13 protein-coding genes and 1 tRNA gene are annotated in these 24,957 nt (G+C 72.3%); 3 read left to right on the plus strand and 11 right to left on the minus strand.

Annotated elements, in window-relative coordinates; genetic code table 11:
• Positions 1 to 368: 368 nt before the first annotated feature.
• Both ACFRCG_RS19735 and ACFRCG_RS19740 read left to right on the plus strand, forming a co-directional pair.
• Positions 369 to 2,942: an SdrD B-like domain-containing protein gene (locus ACFRCG_RS19735; protein WP_380033124.1), complete on the plus strand. Its 2,574-nt coding sequence runs from the start codon at positions 369 to 371 to the stop codon at positions 2,940 to 2,942.
• Between the two features lie 147 nt (positions 2,943 to 3,089).
• Positions 3,090 to 3,890 (plus strand): hypothetical protein, encoded by an 801-nt coding sequence (locus tag ACFRCG_RS19740; protein ID WP_380033125.1) that lies wholly within the window; start codon positions 3,090 to 3,092, stop codon positions 3,888 to 3,890.
• A 28-nt stretch (positions 3,891 to 3,918) separates the two neighbouring features.
• On the opposite strand, the gene ACFRCG_RS19745 is transcribed toward ACFRCG_RS19740, so the two are convergent.
• Positions 3,919 to 5,301: a right-handed parallel beta-helix repeat-containing protein gene (locus ACFRCG_RS19745; protein WP_380033127.1), complete on the minus strand. Its 1,383-nt coding sequence runs from the start codon at positions 5,299 to 5,301 to the stop codon at positions 3,919 to 3,921.
• Between the two features lie 85 nt (positions 5,302 to 5,386).
• Here ACFRCG_RS19745 and ACFRCG_RS19750 point away from each other — a divergent pair, with 85 nt between their 5' ends.
• Positions 5,387 to 6,529, plus strand: a complete 1,143-nt coding sequence (locus ACFRCG_RS19750; protein WP_380033129.1) for a Dyp-type peroxidase — start codon at positions 5,387 to 5,389, stop codon at positions 6,527 to 6,529.
• A 57-nt stretch (positions 6,530 to 6,586) separates the two neighbouring features.
• Here ACFRCG_RS19750 and ACFRCG_RS19755 read toward each other — a convergent pair.
• The 10 genes from ACFRCG_RS19755 to ACFRCG_RS19800 all read right to left on the minus strand — a co-directional run bounded on the left by ACFRCG_RS19755 (position 6,587) and on the right by ACFRCG_RS19800 (position 24,741).
• Positions 6,587 to 6,660, minus strand: a tRNA-Thr gene (locus ACFRCG_RS19755).
• 80 nt (positions 6,661 to 6,740) lie between these two features.
• Entirely contained in the window at positions 6,741 to 8,288 is a 1,548-nt protein-coding gene (locus ACFRCG_RS19760) for an alpha/beta hydrolase (RefSeq protein ID WP_380033131.1), read from the minus strand.
• 144 nt (positions 8,289 to 8,432) lie between these two features.
• Positions 8,433 to 10,067: an alpha/beta hydrolase gene (locus tag ACFRCG_RS19765; protein ID WP_380033133.1), complete on the minus strand. Its 1,635-nt coding sequence runs from the start codon at positions 10,065 to 10,067 to the stop codon at positions 8,433 to 8,435.
• A gap of 106 nt (positions 10,068 to 10,173) precedes the next feature.
• A complete protein-coding gene (locus tag ACFRCG_RS19770; RefSeq protein WP_380033135.1) occupies positions 10,174 to 11,622 on the minus strand; it encodes an alpha/beta hydrolase-fold protein in 1,449 nt (482 codons plus the stop codon).
• Positions 11,623 to 11,796: 174 nt separating this feature from the next.
• The gene (locus tag ACFRCG_RS19775) at positions 11,797 to 12,981 is read right to left on the minus strand and encodes a DNA polymerase III subunit delta' (protein WP_380033137.1); all 1,185 of its coding nucleotides are present in this window, start codon (positions 12,979 to 12,981) and stop codon (positions 11,797 to 11,799) included.
• Between the two features lie 228 nt (positions 12,982 to 13,209).
• The gene (gene tmk / locus ACFRCG_RS19780; RefSeq protein WP_380033138.1) at positions 13,210 to 16,413 is read right to left on the minus strand and encodes a dTMP kinase; all 3,204 of its coding nucleotides are present in this window, start codon (positions 16,411 to 16,413) and stop codon (positions 13,210 to 13,212) included.
• 199 nt (positions 16,414 to 16,612) lie between these two features.
• The gene (gene topA / locus ACFRCG_RS19785) at positions 16,613 to 19,480 is read right to left on the minus strand and encodes a type I DNA topoisomerase (RefSeq protein ID WP_380033140.1); all 2,868 of its coding nucleotides are present in this window, start codon (positions 19,478 to 19,480) and stop codon (positions 16,613 to 16,615) included.
• A 434-nt stretch (positions 19,481 to 19,914) separates the two neighbouring features.
• Entirely contained in the window at positions 19,915 to 21,447 is a 1,533-nt protein-coding gene (locus ACFRCG_RS19790) for a methyltransferase (RefSeq protein WP_380033142.1), read from the minus strand.
• A gap of 27 nt (positions 21,448 to 21,474) precedes the next feature.
• The gene (locus ACFRCG_RS19795) at positions 21,475 to 22,245 is read right to left on the minus strand and encodes a hypothetical protein (protein ID WP_380033144.1); all 771 of its coding nucleotides are present in this window, start codon (positions 22,243 to 22,245) and stop codon (positions 21,475 to 21,477) included.
• A 147-nt stretch (positions 22,246 to 22,392) separates the two neighbouring features.
• On the minus strand, positions 22,393 to 24,741 hold the full coding sequence (locus ACFRCG_RS19800; RefSeq protein WP_380033146.1) for a sodium-translocating pyrophosphatase: 2,349 nt from the start codon (positions 24,739 to 24,741) through the stop codon (positions 22,393 to 22,395).
• Positions 24,742 to 24,957: the final 216 nt, after the last annotated feature.

Here is a 24,957-nt window from a genome sequence, read left to right on the forward strand (position 1 = left end):
CGGATTGGCCATTGCCGTCCGAAACGGATTCGTTTGGGCACGCCACGCCCGCGGCGACGGCCAAAAAATAGGTTCAACGTCAACTTCCCCTTGCCGTCATGTACTTGCCGAATCCCCTTTAGGCTTCGGCCAACAAACCGGGTCACGACCGATCCGTGGGGGGATCGCCCGTCGGGCCCTTTGAGATGATGAGAGTAGGTATGACACCTTCAAGTGAACGGACGCACTGCGCCGCACAGGGAGGGCGCCGACTGCGATCGGCGTTACGCGCGCCCCGCTCCATAGGGGGCCTCGCGGCACTCGCCGTCGGATTCGGCGGTTTGGCACTGGCGGCGTCGCCGGCGTATCCGGCGACGGAGGACGGCTCCGTGACCGTCCGCGTCGTGCGGGCCGTGGACACCACCGGGGTATGGAGTCCCGCCCTGGAACCGGGCATGGGCGGCGTCACGGTGACGCTCACCAACGACGACGGCGCCAAGGTCACCGGGGTGACGGCCGCCGACGGCACGGTCAAGCTGGCGCCCGGCACGGCCCGGACGCCTTCGGGCAAGTATCGGATTCAGGTGGTGAATCCGAAGCCGGGTGTGCTGTTCCCGGCGTTCGCGTCGCGGAAGGGCTTGGGCGGCGGGCCGAACGAGCTGAGCAGCAACGAGGAGTTCGTCGACCTCGGCAACGGCAAGGATGTGGCGTACACGACGGGGCTGTGGAGCCCCGGCGACTATTGCCAGAAGAACGCGCCGCTGGCCACCGCTTGCCAGCCCGCGACGAACGAGCCGACGTCCGCACGGACATTGGTGACGTTCCCGTACAACGCGCGCGGCACGAACACCAACGTGACGGACCTGTCCACGAACGCCGCGACGGGCAACCTGTACGGCATCGGCTGGAGCAAGCCCGGGAAGCGGCTGTTCAGTTCGGCGCTGGCCAAGCGCGACACGGTGTACGGCCCCGGCGGCGCCGGCGGCATCTACGTCACCGACGTCGCCACGAAGAAGACGTCGCTGTTCACCACCGTCCCGGACGCCGGCACCTCGGCGCACGGCGTGGGCACCAGCGACAACGCCTTCCTCGCCGCCCCCGGCAAGGAGGGCCTGGGCGACCTGGAGGTTTCCGACGACGGCCGCGACCTGTTCGTGGTCAACCTCGAAAACCGCAAGCTGTACCGCTACGACGCCACTTCGGCGACCGCGACGGCGCCGGTGGCCTCGTACGCCATCCCGGACCCGGGCTGCCCGGCGCCGGGCGACTGGCGGCCGTTCGGCCTGGGACTGCAGGACGGCGTCGGATACGTCGGCGGCGTCTGCTCGGGCGAGTCGACCGGGAAGCTCTCGGACATGCGCGCCGTGGTCCTGGCCTTCGACCCGGCGTCGGGCACCTTCGGCAAGCAGGTGCTGAACCAGCCGCTGGACTACCCGCGCAAGGCCACGCTCGGCGGGGCCTGCCCGGGGGCCGCCTGGTTCCCGTGGACGGACACGTTCCCGGCGCAGCAGAACGGGCAGACGTGCGCCGGCGCCATGGCCAACCCCGAACCCGAGTTGGCCGACATCGCGTTCGAGACCGACGGCTCGATGCTGCTGGCCTTCCGGGACCGGTTCACCGACCGGACGACGGCGTACGCCCGACCCGGGGAGCCGACGACCGCCATCGCGATGGTGGCCGGCGGCGACCTGAACAAGGCGTGCCTGTCCGAGGGCAAGTACGTCATGGACACGAACCTCGGCTGTGGCAAGACGCCGCGGGGCACCAGGTTCTTCGACGTGAACACCATGGGCGGCGGCCACCCGAACGCCGCCTACGCCGGCCTCGCGCTGTCGAAGGTGGAGGAGTTCGTCGCGACCGCCGGTGTCGACCCCATCGACACGCCGTGGAGCGCCGGCACGATGTTCACCAAGCGCGACGGGACGCGGCAGCCCGCCGCGGGCCTGCGCTTGAACACCGAGGGCAACGCCTCCTTCGGCAAGGGCGCCTCGATGGGCGACCTGGAAGTGCTCTGCGACCAGGCACCGCTGCAGATCGGCAACCGGGTCTGGTACGACCCCGAGCGCAAGGGTGTCCAGGGCCCGAGCCAGCGTCCGGTGGAGGGCGCGACCGTCAACCTGTACGACGAGTCGGGCAAGGTGGTCGGCACGGCCAAGACCAACAAGCGTGGTGAGTACTACTTCGACGACTCGAACGTGACCGGCGGTCTGAAGCCGAAGACCAAGTACACGATCCGGATCGACAACCCGGCCGACTACGCGCCGAACGGGCCGCTGTACCAGTGGGTGCCGACCACCGAGGGTGTCGGCGACAACCGCTTCGTGGACTCCAAGGGCAAGGTCCCGACCGGCGGGCGTTATCCGGAACGGGCGTTGACGACCGGCGGACCGGGCGAGAACGACCACACGTACGACTTCGGATTCCGCCAACAGGAGGGCGCGGTGCGCCTGGTCAAACACGACCAGGACGGCAAGGCGCTGGCCGGGGCGAAGTTCGAGTTGTGGCGGGAGACGAACGGGACCGACGGCTTGCAGTCCGACGGAACCACTCCCGATACGAAGGTCGGCGAGCCCTGTACGACCGGGACGGACGGCGTCTGCAAGCGCGACGTGCTGCCCGGGACGTACTTCTGGAAGGAGATCAGCCCTCCCGAGGGTTACGCCCCTCCGGAGAAGCCGGTGCTCGGCCCGCTCGTGCTGAACGCGCAGAACCTGGACGCCGGAGTCGAGGTGACGGCGGTCAACAAGCTCCTGCCGCCGACCACGCCTCCGCCGACGACGAGCGCGCCGACGACATCCGCTCCGTCCACGTCGGGCGGAAACCACGGTGGTTCGTCGGGGCCGCTGGCTCGGACCGGTCTGGGCGGGAACCTGCCACTGGTCTTCGGCGTCTCGGCGGCGATGATCGCGCTGGGCGGCGGGGCGCTGGTGTTGTTCCGTAGGCGCGGAGCGCGGCAGCAGTAACTCCGGGGTCGGCGGGCGGCGTTCGATACCGGGCGCCGATCGCTCGGCCGGCGGCCGACTGCCGAAAGAGATGGAGCGGGCGGGTCCGCGGACCGATGGGTCCGCGGGCCCGCCCGTGTGTTGATCGACGTGAGAGAAGGCATCCGCATGGCCCGGAAGAAGACCGGCGACCGCGCGCCGCGTCGGCGGCGGCTCTGGATCACGGCCCTGGTGGCCGTCGCACTGTGCGGAAGCACCGCCGGCGGGCTGGCCGTGCACCGGGCGCTCTCCGACGACGGCGACTCGGACCGGGCGGTGACCATCGACGAGGCGGGCCGCCTGGCGCTGTCGCGGCTGACGCTGTATCAGGCCAGTCCGGTCGCGGTGACGCTCACCGCCGCCGAAGGGGGCGGTGTCACGATCCGGGTCGAGGGGGTCGTGGACTACCGCAACCACCGGGCCGTGGGCGGCTATCAGGTCACCGGAGCCGCCGGACCACTCGACCGCGGCCTGATCGTGTGGGACGGCGCCGGGCTGGGACTGGCGCCGGTGCCGGCGGGCGTCGACGGCCCGCCGTGGCAGCAGGCCGAGCACATCCCCCGTTCCGGCTGGTCGTCGCGGGCCTTCACCGCGGACCCCCTGGACTCCGGGCTGCGGCTGCTGATCCAACTCGGCGCGGACCGGCCCGACAACCCGATGCTGCTCGCCCAGTCGGGGGCCCGCCGGCTGGGCCGCGACCGCATCCAGGGCCGGACCTACGACAGGTTCTCCGGGCCGCGTGCCCAGGACGCCGCGCGCGGCGGGGCGTCCACCGGCGAGTTGTCGCCGCTGACCTACTGGGTCGACGGTGACGGCGGCCTGCGCCGGGTGACGATGCGCATGCCGGGTCTGGGCACCCCGACGACCGTCGAGGTCGGCGGGCGCGACGACAGGGTACGCATGCCCGAGGCGCCGTGGATCGCGGGCTGACCCCGCCGCGTCGACGGCGGCGGGGTGCTCAGCGCGGTAGCGGCATCGCGGCGGCGTCGGTCGGCAGGGCGTAGCGCTCGGGGTCGACCGCCCCGGGCAGGTCCGTCGCCGGCCGGCCGGGCACCGTCGGGTCGGGCATCGAGGGCTGCGCGGGCGGGGCGGGCACGGCGTGGAACGCGACGCCGGGCGGCGGTTGCACGGCGACGGCCCGACCCGCCGGGACGGCCCGGCGCGGGGTGACGCCGCACCCGGCGAGATCCTCCAGGCCGCTCGGGCTCTGCTTCGCGGGCGAGTTGCCGGTGAAGCAGTTGCCGGGGTCAACCGAGGCCGTCACCAGGTCGGCGCCGTTGTCCGTGACGCGGTTGCCCTCGACGCGGTTGCCGACGGCCGGATGCCCCGCCGGGTCGGTCACGAGGACCCCGGCCGAGCGGTTGCCCCGGATGAGGTTGCGCGCGACGCGGTTCTCCTGGCCGCCTCCGATCCCGATGCCGATCCCGAAGCCTCCGTCGGCCTGTTCGGGCGTGTCCGACGCGTTGTTGTCGGTGATCACGTTGCCGGCGATCACCGCGCCGTGCTGCGGCGCGAGCGCCTCCAGGTCGTTGGAGTTCACGGTGACTCCGACGCGGTTGCCGACGACGCGGTTGCCGAGCACCGACAGGCCCTCCGAGGCGTTGGTGATCTCGATGCCGACCGCGTTGCGCTCCACCGTGTTGGCGCGTACCAGCGTGTCGCACGGCTTGCACTGGCCGACGTAGATGCCGGAATCGGCCTGCCCGGACGCGTAGGAGTCCTCGATGACACCACCACGCGCGTCGAAGGCGTAGATGCCGTAGAGCCCGTTGTTGTACGCCGTCACGTGACCGGCCCGGAAACCCTGGAGCATCGGGAAGCGGGCGGTGTCCAGCGGGTTGTACGCCGAGCCGCCGGCGCCCCGCCCCTGCAGTCGCTCGTCGGTGACCCCGGTGAACAGGACGCCGTTGGCGAGGTAGCCGCGGACCGTGAGGTTCTCCACCACGGAGCCCGCACCGGTGACGGTGATGCCGTTGGCGAGCCGCACACCGCCGTCGAAGACCACGGCGTTGCGATCCGTACCGCGCAACACCAGGCGCGGCACGGCGACCCGCACACTCTCCCGGTACACGCCGGGGCCGACCAGCACCGTGTCGCCCTCACGCGCGACGTCCACCGCCTTCTGCACCGTGCGGAAGTCCTGCGGCACCCGCAGCACGTTCCCGGCGGGATGCTTCCCGGCGGACGGTTCGGCGTCCGTCGACGACGAGCAGGCCGCGACCGTCGGCGCGAGACAAACGAGCGCCAGCGACAGGTGGCGCAGCATCGTCGTCCGCGCCCGAAAGACGACAGGTCGGGACGTCCATGGATGTAACGAGCGTTGCGGAGGCAGGAGTTGCATGACAGGTGTTCTATCGTCTGCAATGTCGCCCATGCATACCGACCCGGAAAGTCGACAGGGGCAGGCGCGACCTGCCACATCCGGTTTGGGACGCAGAGCCCTGCTCGCGACCGGAGCGGCACTGGCCGCGGCGGTCGGCGCGGCGGCGGAACCGAAGGCGAGCCGACCGCAGCGCCGCGACACCGCGTCCGACACCCCGCCGGCCGCCGCGATCCCCTTCCACGGCCTGCGCCAAGCCGGTGTGACGGGGCCGCAGTTACCCGCGACCCACATACTGTCCTTCGACGTCCCGCCGACGAGCGCCGGCGCGGACCGCGAGACGCTGCGCAACGTCCTCACCGCACTGACCCACACCCTGTCCGGCGCGGCCGCCGGCACACTGCCCGACCCGCGCCTGCACACCGGAGAGCCGACCCGCCTCGGCTGCGTCGTCGGCGTCGGCCCCGCCCTCGCGACCCGCCTCGCCCTGAACGTGCCCGCCGAACTGGCCGACCTGCCCGCCTTCCCCGGCGACCGCCTGGACCCGGCCCGCAGCAACGGCGACATACTGCTCCAACTCTGCGCCGCCGACCGCTGGACGCTCACCATCGTCGCCGAACTGGCCACCGCCGCCGCGCAGTCCGCCGGCGCCGTCCCCCGCTGGACCCAATCCGGCTTCCTGCCCCACACCCCACCGGGCATCACCCCGCGCAACCTCTTCGGCCTCAAGGACGGCACCGCCAACCCCGACGACCCGACCGCCGGGCGCTGGGTCTGGGGCCCACGGGGAGCCCACGAGCACGCGACCACCCTGGTGTTCCGCAAAATCCACATGGACGTAGCCGGCTTCGCGGCCGTCCCGCAGGACCACCAGAACAAGATGATCGGCCGCCGAGCCACCGACGGCGTCCCGTTGACCGGCACCACCGAACACGACGACCCGGACATCTACGCCAAGCACCCGGACGGCTCCTACGTCATCCCGGTCACGGCCCACGTCCGCCTCACCAGCCCCCGCCTCGACGCCGGCGCCCGCATGCTCCGCCGCAGCTACAACTACGACGACGCCCCCACCGACAGGGGCCTCCTGTTCTGCGCCTACATGCGCGACCCAGGCCTATTCACCCGAGTCCAATCCCGCCTGTCGGCCCGAGACGCCCTGAACCCGTTCCTCGAACACCGAGCCTCCGCGGTCGCCTACATCCTCCCGGGCACCCCTCCAGGCGAACCCCTCGGAAGCCGCCTCTGACCCCGGGAAAAAACAACAAGGCCCAGGTCAGAAACCTACTGACCTGGGCCTTTGGGGAGCCGCCTAAGGGAGTCGAACCCTTGACCTACGCATTACGAGTGCGTCGCTCTAGCCGACTGAGCTAAGGCGGCTTGTCTTTCCACCTTGTGGTGGCGACAGGGAATGAGTGTACACACCCGTCGGGGTGGTCGACACGCGCGTTTGGCGGGGGTCAGTGGCAGGTCTTGCCCTTGGGCGGGACGGTGGCCTGGGTGAGGTAGTCGACGACCGTGCGGTCGACGCAGTCGCTGCCTCGGCCGAAGGCGGTGTGGCCGTCGCCGTCGTAGGTCAGGAGGTTGCCGGAGGCCAGTTGGCCGGCCAGGGACTGGGCCCAGGAGTACGGCGTGGCCGGGTCGCGGGTGGTGCCGACGACCAGGATCGGGGCGGCGCCCTCGGCGCGGATCGGGTGCGGTCGGCCGCTCGGCGGGACCGGCCAGGACGCGCAGGCCAGGCCCGCCCAGGCGAGATTGCGGCCGAAGGTCGGCGACGCCGCCACGTACTCCGGCAGGTCGCGCTCGACGTCCTCCCGGGTCGTCGCCGCCGGCGGGGCGTCCAGGCAGTTCACCGCCGCGTTGGCGGACATCAGGTTGCTGTACCGGCCGTCCGCGCCCCGCTCGTAGTACTGGTCGTTGAGGTCGAGCAGCCGCTGTCCGTCCCCGCGCAGCGCCGCGTCGAGCGCGCGCCGCAGGTCCGGCCACTGCTCCTTGGAGTAGAGCGGCGACAGGATGCCCGTGGTCGCGATCGACTCGGTGACCCGGCGGGTCGCGTCGCCCGGGAGGGGGCGCGCGTCGAGCTGTTGCAGCAGGCCGCGGATCTTGGCCAGCCCGGCCTCCCGGGTCGCGCCGAGGGAGCACGAGCCGCCGCCGACGCAGTCGTCCAGGAACGCCGCCAGCGCGGTCTCGAAGCCGCCGCCCTGCACCTTGTTGGCGACCATCGCCGACTGGCTCGGGTCCATCGCGCCGTCCAGCACGAGGCGGCCGACCCGTTTGGGGTACAGCTCGGCGTAGGTCGCGCCGAGGAAGGTGCCGTAGGACGCGCCCAGGTAGTACAGCTTGGGGTCGCCGAGCGCGGCCCGCAGCAGATCCAGGTCACGGGCCGCGTCGACCGTGCTCACATGGCCGAGCAGGTCCCCCGAGCGGTCCGCACAGGCCCGGCCGTACGCCTTCTCCCCGTCGATCCACGCCTGCTCCTCCGCGGGGGTGTCCGGTGTCGCGTCGAGCTGGGTGAAGGCGTCCATCCCGTTGTCGGCCAGGCAGCCGATCGCGGTGCTGCGGCCGACGCCGCGCGGATCGAAGCCGACGATGTCGAACCGTTTGCGCAGCTCGGCCGGGTACCGGGCGGCCGCGTACTGCGCGAAGTCCAGTCCGGAGCCGCCCGGACCGCCCGGGTTGAGTACCAGCGAGCCGATGCGGTTCGCCCCGGTCGCCGGCTTGCGCGTCACCGCGATCCGGATCTTCGGCCCGTCCGGCTTGGCATGATCCAGCGGCACCTGGAGCGTGCCGCACTGCAACCCGCCGGTACACGGGGTCCAGCCGATCGGCTCCACCGCCGCGGTAGGCGGCGCCGACTCGGTGCCGCCGCCCGAGTCACCGGTCGCCGGCGCCGTGGCGGTGTCCGCGACCCGATCCGGCGACTTCGACGACGAACCCGACGAGCACCCCGCCACCAGGAGCAGACCGACCGCCGCGGCGGCGACCCTCGCGCACGAACCCCGCATCATGCGACCGCTCCTCCAATAGCCCAGCCCGACCGTGCACCTCTGGGGAGGGTAACCACGCGGGCCGGCGATACTCCCCAACGACCCGACGACCGACGCCCGACGACCGATCGACCCATCGCCCATCGACCCGACCGCCGTCACCCCTCAGCTACACCGCTTCCCCTTCGGCGGCATGGTCCCCCGCAGCAGGAACCCCTCGACCGCCCCGTCCACACACGGGCTGTTGCCCCCGTACGCCGTATGCCCCTCACCCTCGAAGGTCAACAGCGTCGCGTTGGCCAACTGCCCCGCCAGCTTCTCCGCCGAGGCGTACGGCGTAGCCGGGTCCCCCGTCGTGCCCACCACCAGGATCGGCGCGCTCCCCTGCGCCCGGATGGCGTGCGGCTTGGCCGGCGACCTGAACGGCCAGTTCTCGCAGTTCTCCCCGGTCAGGTCCTCCGCGGTCACATCGCGCGACAGCAGCGGCGCCTCGGCCTTGAGCCGGTCCAGCGCCGCCTGCACCTGCGCCGGCGTCGGCGCCTCTCCCGCGCCGTCCGCGCAGCCGATCGCCACGAACGCGTCGGCGCTGTTGTCGTAGTGCCCCTGCTCGTCCCGACCGTTGTAGTTGTCGGCGTAGAACAGCAGGGCGTCCGGCGACCCGTGCACGATCGCGTCGGCGAGCGCGTCGCGCAGGTACTTCCACTCGGTGTCCTTGTCGCCGTACAGCAGGCTGACCACGCCCGTCCAGCCCAGGCTGGAGGTCAACGTCCGGCCGCCCCGGCCGGCGGCCAGCGGGTGCTGCTGGAGGCCGTCCAGGAAGTCGGCGGCCTTGCGCGGCGCGGTCTTCGGGTCGGCGCCGAGCGCGCAGCCCGGGCGCCCCGCGCAGTCCTCGGCGAACCGGCGCAGCGAACGGTCGAAGCCGACCTGCTGTTCGATCGCCCGGCTCAGGTTGTCCGCGGCCGGGTCGACCGCGCCGTCCAGGACCAGCCGGCCGGTGCGGGTCGGGAAACGTTCGGCGTAGGTGGCGCCGAGGTAGGTGCCGTAGGAGAAGCCGATGTAGTTGAGCTTCTCGTCGCCCAGCGCCGCGCGCAGGACGTCCATGTCGCGGGCCGCGTTGTCGGTGCCCACGAAGGGCAGCAGTTCGCCGGATCGGCTCTGGCACTCGGCCGCGTAGGCCCGCTCCCGCTCCTTGGCCCGGGCCTCGGCGCGGACCGGATCCTCGGGCAGGTCCTCGGCCACGTACGCGTCGCGCTCGGCATCGGTCATGCACTTCACCGGCGCGCTGCGGTCGACCCCGCGCGGATCGAAGCCGATCAGGTCGTAGACGTCCTGGACCGGCTTGCCGATGGTGCTCTCGGACATCCACCACGCCGCCGTCACCCCGGAACCGCCCGGGCCGCCCGGGTTGATCAGCAGCGAGCCGAGCCGCTGCCCGGGCTTGGCCGCGCTCTTGCGGGTGACCGCGATGTCGATCGTGCGGCCGGTCGGCCGGCTGTAGTCCAGCGGCACGGTGAAGGTCGCGCAGCGAAACGCCTTGGCCTGGCTGCGCTCGTCGTCGTCCTCGCTCTCGCAGGACTTCCAGGTGGGCCGCTGGGTGTAGAAGCGGGCCAGCGCCGGGTTGGGGTCACCGGGCGTGGCCGGTGCCTTGGCGGCGCCCGAGGCGGGGCTCGACGCACTGGTGTGACCACCGCCCGCGGCGTCGCCGAGGTCGGACGCGACGGAACAGCTCGCAACGGTCGCGACGGCGAGCACGACCGGGATCGCACGGCCGAGGAGCCCCACTCGGGGTATTCGTTTCACCCGTACTGCCTACCATCCGCCGCACCCCGACGCACGAACGGGACCCGGTGCACCGGGGCCGCGACACTTTCGCCGCGCCCCGCGTACCGAGCCCCGCCGCGCGCCGTCACGCGGCCGGGTTCCGGGTGTTGCGGCCGAGGAAGGTGAGCGCCTCGGGCAACTGGCGCGTGATGTCGGTGGAGGCGCCGCCCGCGCCCGCGACCACCTTGACCGTGGTGGGAGCCTTCGCCTTCGCGGCGAACTCGGTGCCGGTGGTGCCCGAGTGGCCGGACAACATGATCGTCACGTCGGGTCGCGCGTCGAGCAGGCGAACCGGGTCGTTCGCCGTCTTGGCCGCCGAATCACCGCCCCACAGCGCGGACTTGAGCGTGGTCCGGCCGGACAGGCTGACCGCGCTCGCGTAGTACTGCGGGTATTGCAGGGCGTACTTGACCGCGCACAGCCCGCCCGAGCCGTCCCCGATCAGCGCCCAGGACGCGCGGTCGGCGCTCGCGCGGTAGGTGGCCAGCACCGCCTCGCGCACGTCCTCGTTGTGGAAGGTGGCCATCTTCGGCCCCTTCGGGATGTCGCTGCACTCGGTGTCCTTGGCCGTGGTCAGGCTGGCTTCCGCGTCCTGCTTCGAGTAGGGCATCAGTTCGGGCGCGACGACGATGTACGGCGGGACGGTGCCGGACTCGATGCCCGCGGCGAGCTTGCCCAGGAACGCCGACGAGTCGTCCGTGAAGCTGTTGGACTCGACGCCCGGCAGCGACGACTGGGCGACCAGGACGGGGTAGTTGCGGCCCTGGTTGGCGGGGGTGTCGTAGCCCGGCGGCAGCCAGACCCACACGTCGGCGGTGACCGCGGACTGCCGGCCCGTGACGGTCATCCGGTTGAGCGTGCCACCGGACTTGGTGCCGACCTTGGTGAACTTCTGCGGTGCGGCCTTGGGTTGGCCCGAGGTCGCCACCGGTTCCGCCGACGGGTCGACCCCGGTGGCGGCGACGTTCTGCGCGTCGTCGTGGGACATGTTGCGGTAGGCGAAGGTACCGCCGACCCCGGCGGCGATCACCGCGAAGGCGAGCAGACCCACGCCCACCGGCGAGCGCACCCCGCGCCGTCGGCGCCGCGGCGCCGCGTCGGTCGGGGCGGCTTCGGTTTCGGTTTCGGCCGGTCGTACCGGCTCGTGCCGGGCCAACGCGGCGGGCGCCGAGGAGGCGAGCCCGACCGGCGCGAACGGCAGTGGCGCATCGGCCCGTCGCGGCATCGCCCCGGCCGCCTCGGCGTCCCGCCCGACCGAGGTCGAAACGACCGCCGACCCCGACGCGACCGCCGGCGCCGAGCCGACTTCCCGAACAGGGTCCCGAACGGGCTCGACCTCCCGCGCCGGCGCCATCGCCCGCTCCCGCACCGACACGTGTGGCACGACCGGCGGCAACTCGGCGGGCCGGGGCCCGGGTTCGCCCTCCGGACCGGCGATCGAAACGGCGTCACGGCTCTTGCGCGCCCTCAGCACGAGAACGACAACCGCCCCGAGGGTCACCGCGATCAGCAGACCTTTGAGCGTCCTGGTCACGGAACGCAACCCCGCACCGTCCTTCCGAGCCTCACCCGTCACAATGTTCCCGCGGTTCCCGCATGTTCCCGGGAACTCTCCCACGATGACGTCAGGGTGGGGGTTTCGGGTTCCGTCCACCGAACACCTCCGCTCCAAGGAGTGAAGCGGCGTTCATCCCGGGTCGGTACGGCCTCAGCCGGTCCGCAGCGTCAGCACCATCGCCTCGACCGCGAGCAGCGGCGCGACGTTGGCGTCGATCGCCCGCCGGCAGGCCAGGATCGCCTCGATCCGCCGCAGCGTCGCCTCCGGCGTGGACGTACGGGCCACCGTGTCCAGGTCCGCCCGCAACACGTCGTTGGCCAACGGGACCGCGGCGCGCAGCTGCAGCGCCAGCACATCCCGATAGAAGCCGGTCAGGTCCACCAACGCGCGGTCCAGGCAGTCGCGTTGGGTACGGGTGGCGCGCTTCTTCTGCTTGTTCTCCAACTCCTTCATCACGCCCGCCGTACCGCTGGGCATACGACCGCCGCCGACCGCGCCGAGCGCGGCCCGCAGATCCTCGGTCTCGCGCCCGTCCAGATCCGCCGCGACCTGCTTCGCGTCCTCCGCCGCCGCGTCCACCAGACGTTGTGCGGCGGCCATCGCCAGGCCGATGTCGCCGACCACCATCGGGATCCGCAGCACATCGGCGCGCCGCCCCCGGGCCTGCTCGTCGAGCGCCAGCCGGCGAGCGCTCTTGATGTCGCCACCGGACGCCGCCGCGGCGAACGCGGCCATCGCCGGGTCGATCCCGTCCCGGCGCATCAGCAGATCGGCCACCGCCCCGGCGGGCGGGGTACGCAGCGCCACATGGCGACACCGCGAGCGGATCGTGGGCAGCGCGTCCTCCAGGGACGGCGCGCACAGCAGCCACACGGTGCGGTCGGCGGGCTCCTCGATCGCCTTGAGCAGGACGTTGCCCGCGCCCTCGGTGAGCCGCCCCGCGTCCTCCAGGACGATCACCTGCCAGCGCCCGCCCGCCGGCGTCATCGCCGCGCGGCGCACCAGGTCGCGGGTCTCCTTGACGCCGATCGAGAGCAGTTCGGTGGCGACCACGTCGACGTCGGCGTGCGTACCGGTGAGCGCGGTGTGGCAGCCGTCGCAGTGTCCGCAGCCCGGTTCGGCGCCGAGCGCCAGATCGGGACTGACGCACTGCAACGCCGCCGCGAACGCGCGCGCGGCGGTCGCCGTACCCACCCCGGGCGGGCCGGTGAACAACCACGCGTGGGTCATCCCGCCGACGCCCTCGCCCGCGAGCACCGCCCGGGCCGCGCCGGCCGCGGTGCGCAGCTGCTCGGCGACCCGATCCTGCCCGACGAGGTCGTCCCAGACGGTCACGCGCTCTTGTCTCCTCGTTCCGGTGTGCCCGATACGACCGTACCGGGGCGCCGTGACAATCGACGCCACGTCACCCCGGTACCGGTCGTCCGCGACACCCGGCGGGATCCGGGGTCAGGACTCGACAGATCGAACCTGCGGGTCGAACTTCCAGGTCGGACCTGTAGGTCGAACCGGTAGGTCACGACCCGTGGGTCGGGTCACCCGACCCACGTGCCGGACCGGGTGTCAGGACTTGTTCCGACGCCAACGTCGCTTGCGTCCCGCCTCCTGCGCCGAGTCCGCGGCGGACGAGCCCTCTGCGTCGTCGCCCTCGGCCTCGGCCGCGTCGTCCTCGGCCTTCCAGGGCCCCAGCAGATCGTCGGCCAGCGACTGATTCCCGGCGGCCGGCGGCGCCAGTACCGGCAGCGCGTGCGTCTCGTCCAGGCTCACCTGCGGGATCTCCCGGGTGTCCTCGGCCGCCTCGCGCAACCGGATCTGCCGCAACTCGGTGGTGTCGGCGTCGTCCGACGACACCTTCGGGATGCCGTGCACGGGGGTGTCCGCGAGGGCGGGGTCGGGGCGCCTGATGCCGTGCACCGGCGTCTCGACCATGTCCGTGTCGGGCACCGGGCCCGCCTCCGCCGCGAGCGCGGCGGCCTCCTGCGCGGCCCGCGTCCGCGCCGACGCGGCGGCCTCCGCGGCCCGGGACGCCTCCCGTTCGGCCCGACGGCGATCCGCCTCGGCACGGCGCAGGGCGTCCTCCGCCCGGCGGCGCTCCTCGGCGTGCCGCCGCTCGTCGGCCACCCGCACGGCCTCCTCGGCGCGCATGCGCTCGACCTCGCGGGCCGCCTCGGCCTCCAGCCGTTCGCGCTCCTCCTCGGCCGCCCGCTGCCGCTCCAGGGCGGCCTCGCGCTCCTCCTCGGCACTGGCCCGCGCCTGCTCGGCCTGCAGTGCCGAAGCCTCCTCCAGCCGGCGGCGCTGCTCGTCCCGGCGCTCGGCCTCCTCCTCGGCGCGCACCCTGGCCTCCTCGGCCCGGGCCTTGGCCTCCTCGGCGAGCCGCTGCTGCTCCTCGGCCCGTCGTTCGGCCTCCAGCGCCAGCCGGCGTCGCTCCGACTCGGCGTGCAGCCGGGCCTCCTCCGCCGCCTCGGCCGCGGCGCGGGCCCGCTCGTCGGCCTCGGCCGCGATCCGGCGGGCCTGCTCCTCGGCGTACCGCTGCTCCTCCTCGGCGAGCCGGGCCGACTCCTCGTCCAGCCGGGCCTGTTCGGCCTGCCGCTGGCGCTCCTCGCTCTCCGCCCGCAGTCGGGCGATCAGCGCGGCCTTCTCCGCGTCCCGGGCGGCCTGCTCGGCCTTGCGCCGGGCGTCCTCCTCGCGCATCCGCTTGGCCAGTTCCAGCGCCTGGCGCTTCTCCTGCTCGGAGAGCGGGAGTTCGCGGTCGAGCCGGTGCCGGATCGGCGTGGTGACCGCGTCCGGCTCCTGGTCGGCGTCCACCACCAGGTAGCGGTCCGGGTCGTGTGCGGCCAGGTCCAGGAACGCGTGCCGCACCCGCAGGTGGAACTCGCTCGACTCGGACTCGATCCGGTCGGGCGCCTCGGTGAAGCGCGCGTGTCCGACCGCCGGGTCCAGGTCGAGCAGGATGGTCAGGTCGGGCAGCAGCCCGTCGGTGGCCCAGCGCGAGACCCGGCCGATCTCGCGCGCGCCCAGCGAACGCCCGGCGCCCTGGTAGGCGATCGAGGAGTCGATGTAGCGGTCGCTGATCACGATCGCGCCGCGCCGCAGGGCGGGCAGGATCACGGTCTGCACGTGCTCGGCCCGGTCCGCCGCGTACAGCAGCGCCTCGGTGCGCGGGTCGACCGGCTCGCCGTCCAGGTCGAGCAACATCGCCCGCAGCCGCTTGCCGACCTCGGTCGCGCCGGGCTCGCGGGTGACCACCACCTCGTGGCCCTTGGCCCGTATCCAGGCCGCGATCGCGTTGGCCTGGGTCGACTTGCCCGCTCCCTCGCCGCCCTCCAGGGCGATGAAGAAGCCGGTGGCGCCGGCCGGTCGGCCGGTGATGTGGTCCTCGTTGCGGGTCGCCGCGGCCAGGTCGCGCAGGATCGGCACGCCGCGCCGGTCGTCCACGCTCAGCAGCGCGATCCAGCCCAGGATCACCACGAGCACGCCGGTGCCGCCCAGGACCAACGCGGCGCCGCTGTAGTCGAAGGTGAACCGGTCCGCGACCACCCACGAGCGCACGCCCACGTAGCCCGCGGCGATCGGCCCGGCCACCAGCGCCACGAACAGCACGACACGCACGATCAGTTGGGCGAACGCGAAGGCCCGGGCCCGCATGTCCTCGCCGAAGTCGAGGCCGTACATGGTGTATCCGGTGACCCAGGCGACGCCCGCGAACACCCCGAGCACGGCGGCGAGCACCGCGGCCATCACCACGTTGGCGACCGCGCCCAGGATCAGCAGGGTCAGCCCGGCGCACATGACGGCCATGCCGTACAGCCGCCGCCGGCTGAACGCCGGCACCACCCTCGGGCCCCACAACATGCCCGCGCTGACACCCGCGATGAGCATCAGGAACACCGTGCCGTACCCCGCGTTGCCCGCGTGCAGCCCGACTACGAGCAGCGGCGCGGTGGACACCAGCGCGCCGCCCGCCAGGAACAGCGCGACCATCCCGACGATCAGACCGCGCGCGGTCCGGCCGTGGCCGAACACCCGGCGTCCGTCGGCGAGCACCTTGAACGGATTGGGTCGCCGGGTGCTGACCGAGCGCCCGCGCGTGGGCATCCGGATCAGGAACGCGAAGACCGCGGCGAGCAGGAAGACCGCGCCCGCGAGGTAGAAGGCAAGGTTCGAGGGGTGCTCGACGAACATCGACACGTCGTGCGAGAACGCGGTGCCGACCAGCGCGCCGAGGATGAACAACAGCGCCGCCGCCGGGGCCGCGCCGTAGGAGGTCACGAGGTTGAACTGATTGGCGGTGCCCAGCCGTTGCCGGGGCACCAGGTTCGGCACGGTGGCGTCCCGCGCGGGCCCGGCGAGCGCGCCGATCACGGCGACCGCCGCGGTCGCGCCCCAGATCCACCACAGCCGGTCCACGAACGGCACGGACACGAGCACCAGGGCCCGGACCACGTCGCACGTGACCAGCGTCCAGCGCCGATCGAGATGGTCCACGATCGCGCCCGCCACCGAGGCGGTCAGCGCGGCCGGCACCATCCGCAGCGCGAACACCACGGCGACCGCCGTGGCGTGCTCGCGGTAGTCGCCCTCGACCGTCCACAGCGCGGCCGAGGTCAGCGCGAGGAGCGCGAGCCAGTCACCGAGCGCGGAGGCCGCGACCGCGAACCAAAAGCGCCGGAACGGGCGGATGCTCAGCACGCCCCCGACGCTCTCCGTCGGTTCGACCTGACGGGGCGGTATCGCCGAATCCGGCGCTTGCTGCTCCGCGTTCGTCATACGGAGAACCCTAACGTCGTCATCTGACGGGAAACGGCAACCTGGACCGGATCCCCGTGTTCCGGCGGCGGGACCGTAGCACAGGGCCCGCGGTCGTCGCCGCAACCGACCGGGGCGACGCCGGATCCCGCCGGCGCCGCCCGATCGATGCGTACCAGGAACGTCCCCACCGGGACATCCCTACCTCGGTCCTACCGCGTCACGCCTTGTCGGCGGCGTTGTTCGCGCCGGCGTTCGCGGTCGCCTTCGCGGCGGTGGCCTTGGTGGTCTTGCCGTCGGCCGCGGACTTCTTCGCGGCCGTCTTCTTCGCGGCGGTCTTCGTCGCCGTCGCCTTCTTCGCGGGCGCCTTCTTGGCCGCCGCCTTCTTCGCCGTCTTCTTCGCCGGACCCTTGGCCCGCTTCTCCGCGAGCAGCTCGTAGCCGCGCTCGGGGGTGATCGTGTCGACCGCGTCGCCCGCGCGCAGCGTGGCGTTGGTCTCGCCGTCGGTCACGTACGGGCCGAACCGGCCGTCCTTGACCGTGACCGCCTTGCCGCTGACCGGGTCGGAGCCCAGCTCCTTGAGCGGCGGCTTGGCCGCGGCCCGACCACGCGCCTTGGGCTGGGCGTAGATCGCCAGCGCCTCCTCGAGGGTCACCGTGAACAGCTGGTCCTCGGTCTCCAGGGAGCGCGAGTCGGTGTCCATCTTGAGGTAGGGGCCGTAGCGGCCGTTCTGCGCGGTGATCTCGGTCCCGGTCTCCGGGTGCTTGCCGACCACCCGCGGCAGCGTGAACAGCCGCAGCGCGTCGTCGAGGGTCACCGTGTCCAACGACATCGACTTGAACAACGACGCGGTGCGCGGCTTGGGACCGTTCTTCGCGGCGGTCTTCTTGGCGGTCTTCTTCGCCGGCTTGCCGTCCGCGGCCGGGGCGGGCGCGGCGGGGGCCTCGGGCTCCGGCAGCACCTCGGTCACGTACGGGCCGTAGCGCCCGTCCTTGGCCACGATCATGTGGCCGCTGACCGGGTCGACGCCCAGCTCGTGGTCGCCGCTGGGCTTGTCGAGCAGTTCCTCGGCCTTGGCCACGGTCAGCTCGTCCGGCGGCAGGTCGTCGGGTACGTCGGCACGTCGGTCGCCGCGCTCGACGTAGGGGCCGTAGCGGCCCACGCGCAGCACGATGCCCTCGCCGACCGGGAACGAGTTGACCTCGCGGGCGTCGATCGAGCTGAGGTCGGTGACCAGGGCCTTGAGGCCGCCGAGGTGGTCCTCGTCGGGCCGGCTCTCGTCGCCGAAGTAGAACCTGCGCAGCCACGGCACGGCCTCGGTCTCGCCGCGGGCGATCCGGTCGAGGTCGTCCTCCATCTTCGCGGTGAAGTCGTAGTCGACCAGCGTGGCGAAGTGGCCCTCCAGCAGCCCGACCACCGCGAACGCCAGGAAGGACGGCACCAGCGCGGTGCCCTTCTTGAACGTGTAGCCGCGGTCGAGGATGGTGCCGACGATCGAGGCGAAGGTCGACGGGCGACCGATCTCCCGGTCCTCCAGCTCCTTGATCAGCGACGCCTCGGTGTAGCGGGCCGGCGGCTTGGTCGCGTGGCCCTCCGGGGTGAGCTGATCGGCGCTGAGCGCGTCGCCCTCGGTGACCATCGGCAACCGGCGCTCGCGGTCGTCCAGCTCCGCGTCCGGGTCGTCGGAGCCCTCGACGTAGGCCTTGAGGAAGCCGTGGAAGGTGATGATCTTGCCGCTCGCGGTGAACTCCGCGTCGCGCCCGGGCAGGTCCGCGCCCTGGGCGACGGCGCCGATGCGCACGGTGACCGACTGGCCGATCGCGTCCTTCATCTGCGACGCGACGGTGCGCATCCAGATCAGCTCGTACAGCCGGAACTCGTCGCCGGACAGACCGGTCTCGGCCGGGGTGCGGAAGCTCTCGCCCGAGGGACGGATCGCCTCGTGCGCCTCCTGCGCGTTCTTGACCTTGCCGGCGTACACCCGGGGCGCGTCCGGCAGGTATTCGGCGCCGTACAGGTCCCGCACCTGCGCCCGGGCGGCCGTGACGGCCGTGTCGGAGAGCGTGGTGGAGTCGGTACGCATGTACGTGATGTGGCCGTTCTCGTACAACTTCTGCGCGACCTGCATGGTGCGCTTCGCGCCGTAGCCGAGCTTGCGCGAGGCCTCCTGCTGGAGCGTGGTGGTGCGGAACGGCGCGTACGGGGAGCGGCGGTAGGGCTTGCGCTCGACGGCGCGCACCGAGAACGCGGCGGATTCGAGCGCGGCGCTCAGCGCCCGGGCGCCGGCCTCCTCCAGTTGGAGCACGCCGGCGTTCTTGAGCTTGCCGTCGGGGCCGAAGTCGCGGCCCGAGGCGACCCGCTTGCCGTCGAGCGAGACCAGGCGCGCGTTCATCGTGCTCGGGTCGGTCGGGTCGCCGGGGCGGCCGGTGCCGAACACGCCGAGCAGGTCCCAGTAGGACGCCGAGGTGAACGCGCGGCGCTCCCGCTCGCGCTCGACCACCAGACGGGTGGCCACCGACTGCACGCGGCCGGCCGACAGGCGCGGGCCGACCTTCTTCCACAGGACCGGCGAGACCTCGTAGCCGTAGAGGCGGTCCAGGATGCGCCGGGTCTCCTGCGCGTCGACCAGGCGCTGGTTGAGCTCGCGAGGGTTGCTCACCGCGGTGCGGATGGCGTCCTTGGTGATCTCGTGGAACACCATGCGGTGCACCGGCACCTTGGGCCGCAGGACCTCCAGCAGGTGCCAGGCGATGGCCTCGCCCTCGCGGTCCTCGTCGGTCGCGAGGAAGAGTTCGTCGGCGTCCTTGAGAAGCTTCTTGAGCTTGGCGACCTGAGCCTTCTTGTCCGCGTTGACCACGTAGATCGGCTCGAAGTCGGCGTCGACGTCGACACCCAGGCGGGCCCACGGCTTGCCGGCGTACTCGGCCGGCACCTCGGCGGCGCCGTTGGGCAGGTCGCGGATGTGTCCCACGCTCGCCTCGACCACGTAACCGGGGCCGAGATAGCCCTTGATCGTTTTCGCCTTGGCCGGGGACTCGACAATGACGAGTCTCAGGCCGTCGCGCGCGGTCTCGCTGCTCGGGGACACCTTCGCTTCTCTCTCCATCGTCGTCGGCTGCGGCCGTGCCCGATCGGACAAGGCCGTACTGCGGCTTCGTATTCACATTGCGGTCGACCTGTGGCGGAGCGTGACCGGCGGTCGGCCCCGCGTGTCAAACCGGCGCTGCTCGGCTTGCGTCGCAGAGTCGTCCCGGCGCGGCTGTCCGTCCGGACGGTCCCCCCGGATCCGGCGATTACTCCGACGGCCGGGTCCCACGCCCCTCGAACGGTAACGCGCGCATCGCGGTTCCCGCCTCCCGACCCCGTTGGTTCGCGGCCGAGCGTGGTTCGCGGCCGAGTCGGGAGCCGCCGCCTCCATACAACACATTTTCTTGGCAACGGCAAGGAGCATCCGGTGGGGACAACACCTGCGACTGTACAGGCGTGTCGGCCCGGATCACGGTGCACCGGGCCAAGCCGCGCTCAGTCGGCGGTGTGCGACTGCGCCGACGGAGCGTCGCCGGCCTCGGGAAAGAGCAGGAATCCGTCGGCCACCAGACCGCGCAGTTCGCCGGGCACCGCGTCGCGCAGCGCGGCCGGGTCCTCCTCCAGCAACTGGGCGATCGCGTCCACGATGACGCCGGCCGGAAGCCGCCCGTCGCTGGCCCCGGCCAGGGCCGCGCCGACCGTGTCCACCCGATCCGCCCGGCACATCCCGCGCCGCTGACGCAGCACCACGCTCTCCGGGTCCTCCGCGCCGGGCGCGCCGGTCTGCTCCTGGACCACGTGGTCCGCAAGCCGGAAGGCGATGTCGAGCAGCCCGTCGTCGTCCGTCCGGGCGAGCCGGTCCTGCCGGTCGAACCAGGCGTGCACCTCCGCGCCGAGCGGTTGTTCGATCGCGTGCGGCCAGTCCTCGATGTGCACCGTCGGCGTGTCGGCGCCCGACGCGCGCAGCGTGATCCAGCCGAATCCGATCCCCTCCACGCCGTCGCGCTCGAACGCCGCCAGCCACGCGTCGTACCGCTGCGCGTACGCCTCGCCGCGGTGGTCGCCCGAGTCGCGCAACCACAGCTCGGCGTACTGCGCCGGGTCCTGGACGTCGCGCTGGACCACCCACGCGTCGCACCCGGTCGGCGCCAGCCAGGCGGCCAGCCGGTCCTGCCAGTCCTGCCCGCGCAGGTGCTGCCAGTTGGCCAGCAGCTGGCAGTAGCCGCCGTCGGCGAGGTGGCGCGGCGCCTGCGCGACCAGCAGCCGGCACACCTCGTCGCCGGGCAGGCCCGCGTCGCGGTAGGTGTACCGCTCACCCACCGGGGTGATCACGAACGGCGGGTTGGACACGATCAGGTCGAACCGCTCGCCCTCGACCGGCTCGAACAGGCTGCCCTCGGCAAGGCCCACGTTGCCCACCCCGGACAGCGCCATGGTCAGCCGGGTCAGGTCGAGCGCCCGCTTGTTCACGTCGGTGGCCAGCACCGACTCGGCGTGGCGCGACGCGTGCAGGGCCTGGACGCCGCACCCGGTGCCCAGGTCGAGCGCACGGCCCACCGGCTCGCGCACGGTGATCCCGGCGAGCGTGGTGGACGCGCCGCCGATGCCGAGCACGTGGTCGGCGCGCACCGGGCCGTTGACCCCGCCGATGCCCGCGCCGAGGTCCGACACGACCCACCAGTCGGTGTCCGCCTCGCCGTAGGGCCGGATGTCCACCAGCGGCCGCACCGCGTCGCCGTCCCGCGCCAACAGGCCCCCGGCGAGCGCCTCCTCGAGCGGCAGGGCGCGCCGCACGTGCGCCTCGGGCGCCGAGGTCTGGAGCAGGAACATCCGGATCAGCACCGCGAGCGGGCTCGCCGCGTCGGCCCGCAGCGCGCGCAGCGCGGGCACGGTCTCACCGCGCGACAGCGCCGCGTACGCCTGCGGGCCGAGCGCGTCGAGGCAGCCGTCGACGGTGTAGTCGGCCGCGATCAGGGCCTCGCGAAGGCGGGCCACCTGTGAGGTGTCGTTCATCGTCACGCGCACCATCCTGCCCGCTGCCGGTCGGCCGGAACGTCAGCCGGTCGCCGGCGGCGCGCTCGTGGTGCCGCTCGGGGGCGGCGACGAGGAGCCCGTGCCGGCGCTCGACGGCGGCGGGCTGCTCGGCGCGGTGGATCCGGACGGGGCGGTCGAACTCGGCGCCGTGGACCCCTTCGGCGTGCCGCTCGGGGACGCGCCGGCGGTGGGCGCGGAGGTCGCCGGCGCGGTCGGGATCACATCGGCCTTGCCCGCCGCGCAGCCCGGCACCGACGCGAGCGCCTTGCCCGCCTCGCCGCGGTGCAGCTTGTTCAGCGCGGTGTTGGAGGACGCCCGCAGCGCGTCGATCTCCGGTCCCAGCGAGCGCAGCCCGTCGGCGAACACGTTCTGCTGGTCGGTCGCCAGGCCCTCGATGCGGTGCTGGATCCCGGTCCAGCCCTTGGCCGCGTTGCGCAGTTCGTCGACCACGGACATGCGCAGCGTGGCGCCGTCGGGCACCGCCGGTATGGACGCCTTGTCGATCGCCTCGGCCAGCGCGTTGTCCGCGTCCGCGAGCCGGGACACGTCCACCGCGAGCCGGGTGCGCAGGGTCGTGGGCGGCTCGTTGGGGACCACCTTGTCCACGTCGGCGAGCGCCGCCCGGGCCTCGTCGATGCGCGCGGTGACCTCCGTCGCGCAGACCTTGGCGGCCCACGCCTTCAGGTCGGCCTGCTTCTTCTTGTCCTCGTCGCTCTTGCCGTCGCCGCCGCCGCACGCGGTCAGGGCCGACGCCAGGACCAGCGCGGAGACCACCAGGAACTTCCTCGACACGCTTCCACCTTCGTTCGGACTTCCCTCGGAGCCGGACGCAGACTCGCACAGCGTGAAGGTGTCCGGTCAAACCGCGGGCCCGAACGCGGCACGGGCGCGGTCCCGGTTTCTCCGGTTCCGCGCCCGTACGTACCTCGGATCGGGGGATCAGGCCGCCGCCTTGGTCGGCTGCTCCTCACGGTCGCCGTCGCCGACGACCACCGACTTGCGTTTGCTGTACCAGACCGCGCCCACGATCACCACGACCGAGAAGGCCGCCGCGAGGGCCCGCAAAGCGCCGTTCTCGTCCGCGCCGATGCTCAGTTTGACCACCGCCGGCGCGATCAGCAGCGACACCAGGTTCATCACCTTGAGCAGCGGGTTGATCGCCGGTCCGGCGGTGTCCTTGAACGGGTCGCCGACCGTGTCGCCGATGATCGTGGCCTCGTGCGCGGCCGAGCCCTTGCCGCCGTAGCTGCCGTCCTCGACCATCTTCTTGGCGTTGTCCCAGGCCCCGCCGGAGTTGGCCAGGAACACCGCCATCAGGGTGCCGGTGCCGATCGCCCCGGCGAGGAACGCGGCCAGCGGCCCGATGCCCAGGGTGAAGCCGACCGCGATCGGGGCCATCACCGCGAGCAGTCCGGGCGTGGCCAATTCGCGCAGCGAGTCGCGGGTGCAGATGTCGACCACCCGGCCGTACTCGGGCAACTCGCTGCCGTCCATGATCCCGGGTCGGGTGCGGAACTGGTTGCGCACCTCGAAGACCACCGCGCCCGCCGCGCGGGAGACCGCGTTGATCGCCAGGCCGCTGAACAGGAACACCACGGCCGCGCCCAGGATCAGCCCGACCAGGTTGTTCGGCTGGGTGATGTCGGTGGCGAACGAGAGCGAGGTGAGCTTGGACGCCTCCTTCAGTCCGCCCGCCTCGTCCACGGCCGTGCTCACCGCGTCCCGGTAGGACCCGTACAGCGCGGTCGCCGCGAGCACGGCGGTCGCGATGGCGATGCCCTTGGTGATCGCCTTGGTGGTGTTGCCGACCGCGTCGAGTTCGGTGAGCACCTGCGCGCCCTCGCCCTCGACGTCGCCGGACATCTCCGCGATGCCCTGGGCGTTGTCGGAGACCGGCCCGAAGGTGTCCATGGCCACGATCACCCCGACCGTGGTCAACAAACCGGTGCCCGCCAGCGCCACCGCGAACAGCGCGAGCATGACGATGCCGGCGCCGAGCAGATACGCGCCGAGCACCGCGACCGAGATCAGCACCGCCGCGTACACCGCCGACTCCAGGCCGAGCGCGATGCCGGAGAGGATCACGGTGGCCGGACCGGTCAGCGAGGTCTTGGTGACGTCGCGCACCGGTCGCCTGCTGGTCTCGGTGAAGTAGCCGGTCAACTGCTGGATGACCGCGGCGAGCACGATCCCGATCAGCACCGCCACCAGCGCGAACACGCGCGGGTCGGCGTCGTGCGCCAGGATCTCCTGGTCGGTCAGTCCGTCCAGGTCCGAGAACTTGCTCGGCAGGTACAGGAACGCGGCGCCCGCGACCAGGACGAGCGAGATGACCGCCGAGACGAAGAAGCCCCGGTTGATCGCGCTCATCCCGCTGCGGTCGCCCGCGCGGGGCGCGACCGTGTAGATGCCCACCACGGCGGTCAGCACCCCGATGGCGGGCACGATCAGCGGGAAGACCAGGCCCGCGTCGCCGAACGCCGCCTTGCCCAGGATCAGCGCGGCGACCAGGGTGACCGCGTACGACTCGAACAGGTCGGCGGCCATGCCCGCGCAGTCGCCCACGTTGTCCCCGACGTTGTCGGCGATCGTCGCGGCGTTGCGCGGGTCGTCCTCGGGGATGCCCTGCTCGACCTTGCCGACCAGGTCGGCGCCGACGTCGGCGGCCTTGGTGAAGATGCCACCGCCGACCCGCATGAACATCGCGAGCAGCGCGGCGCCGAAGCCGAAGCCCTCCAGCACCTTGGGCGCGTTCTCCCGGTACAGGATGACCACGAGCGCGGCGCCGAACAGGCCCAGGCCGACGGTGAACATGCCGGCGACGCCGCCGGTGCGGAAGGCGATCCGCATCGCGGTGTCCCGGCCGCCGGCGCCGGCTCGGGCGGCCGCGGCCACGCGCACGTTGCTGCGCACCGCGAGCCACATGCCGACGTACCCGGTGACCGCCGAGAAGACCGCGCCCACCAGGAAGAACAGCGAGCGGCCGATCCGCTGGTTCCAGTCGTCGGCCGGCAACAGCATGAGCAGGAAGAAGACACCCGCCGCGAACACGGCGAGGGTGCGGAACTGCCGGGTGAGGTAGGCCGCGGCGCCTTCCTGGATCGCGCCGGCGATCCGGCGCATGGAATCGGTGCCCTCGTCGGCGCCGAGCACTTGACGCACGAGTCCGGCGGCGACGCCCAGGGCACCGAGGGCGATCACCGCGACGATCACGACATAGGTGAGATTGCCGCCGGACACGGACACGTCCGAGGCGAGTTGGAGTTCGGAGGGGTGGATCCCGGACATTCGTCCTCCTTGGCTAGGAGCACTTTCAGATCGGGACTTCTCAATGCGAAAGGAGTGTATGCAAATGATCAAGATCAGACCATGGGAATCGCCATGATCGGATCAAATTACCGATGAAATCCGGGCGCGATTCCCAAAATCGGCGTATCGATCCGGAATCAGGTTTTACGACCCGGAAATCGGGATACACGGGAACGCCGAAAATCGCCCCCGGGT

The organism is Embleya sp. NPDC056575, from assembly GCF_042793325.1.
Lineage (GTDB): Bacteria > Actinomycetota > Actinomycetes > Streptomycetales > Streptomycetaceae > Embleya.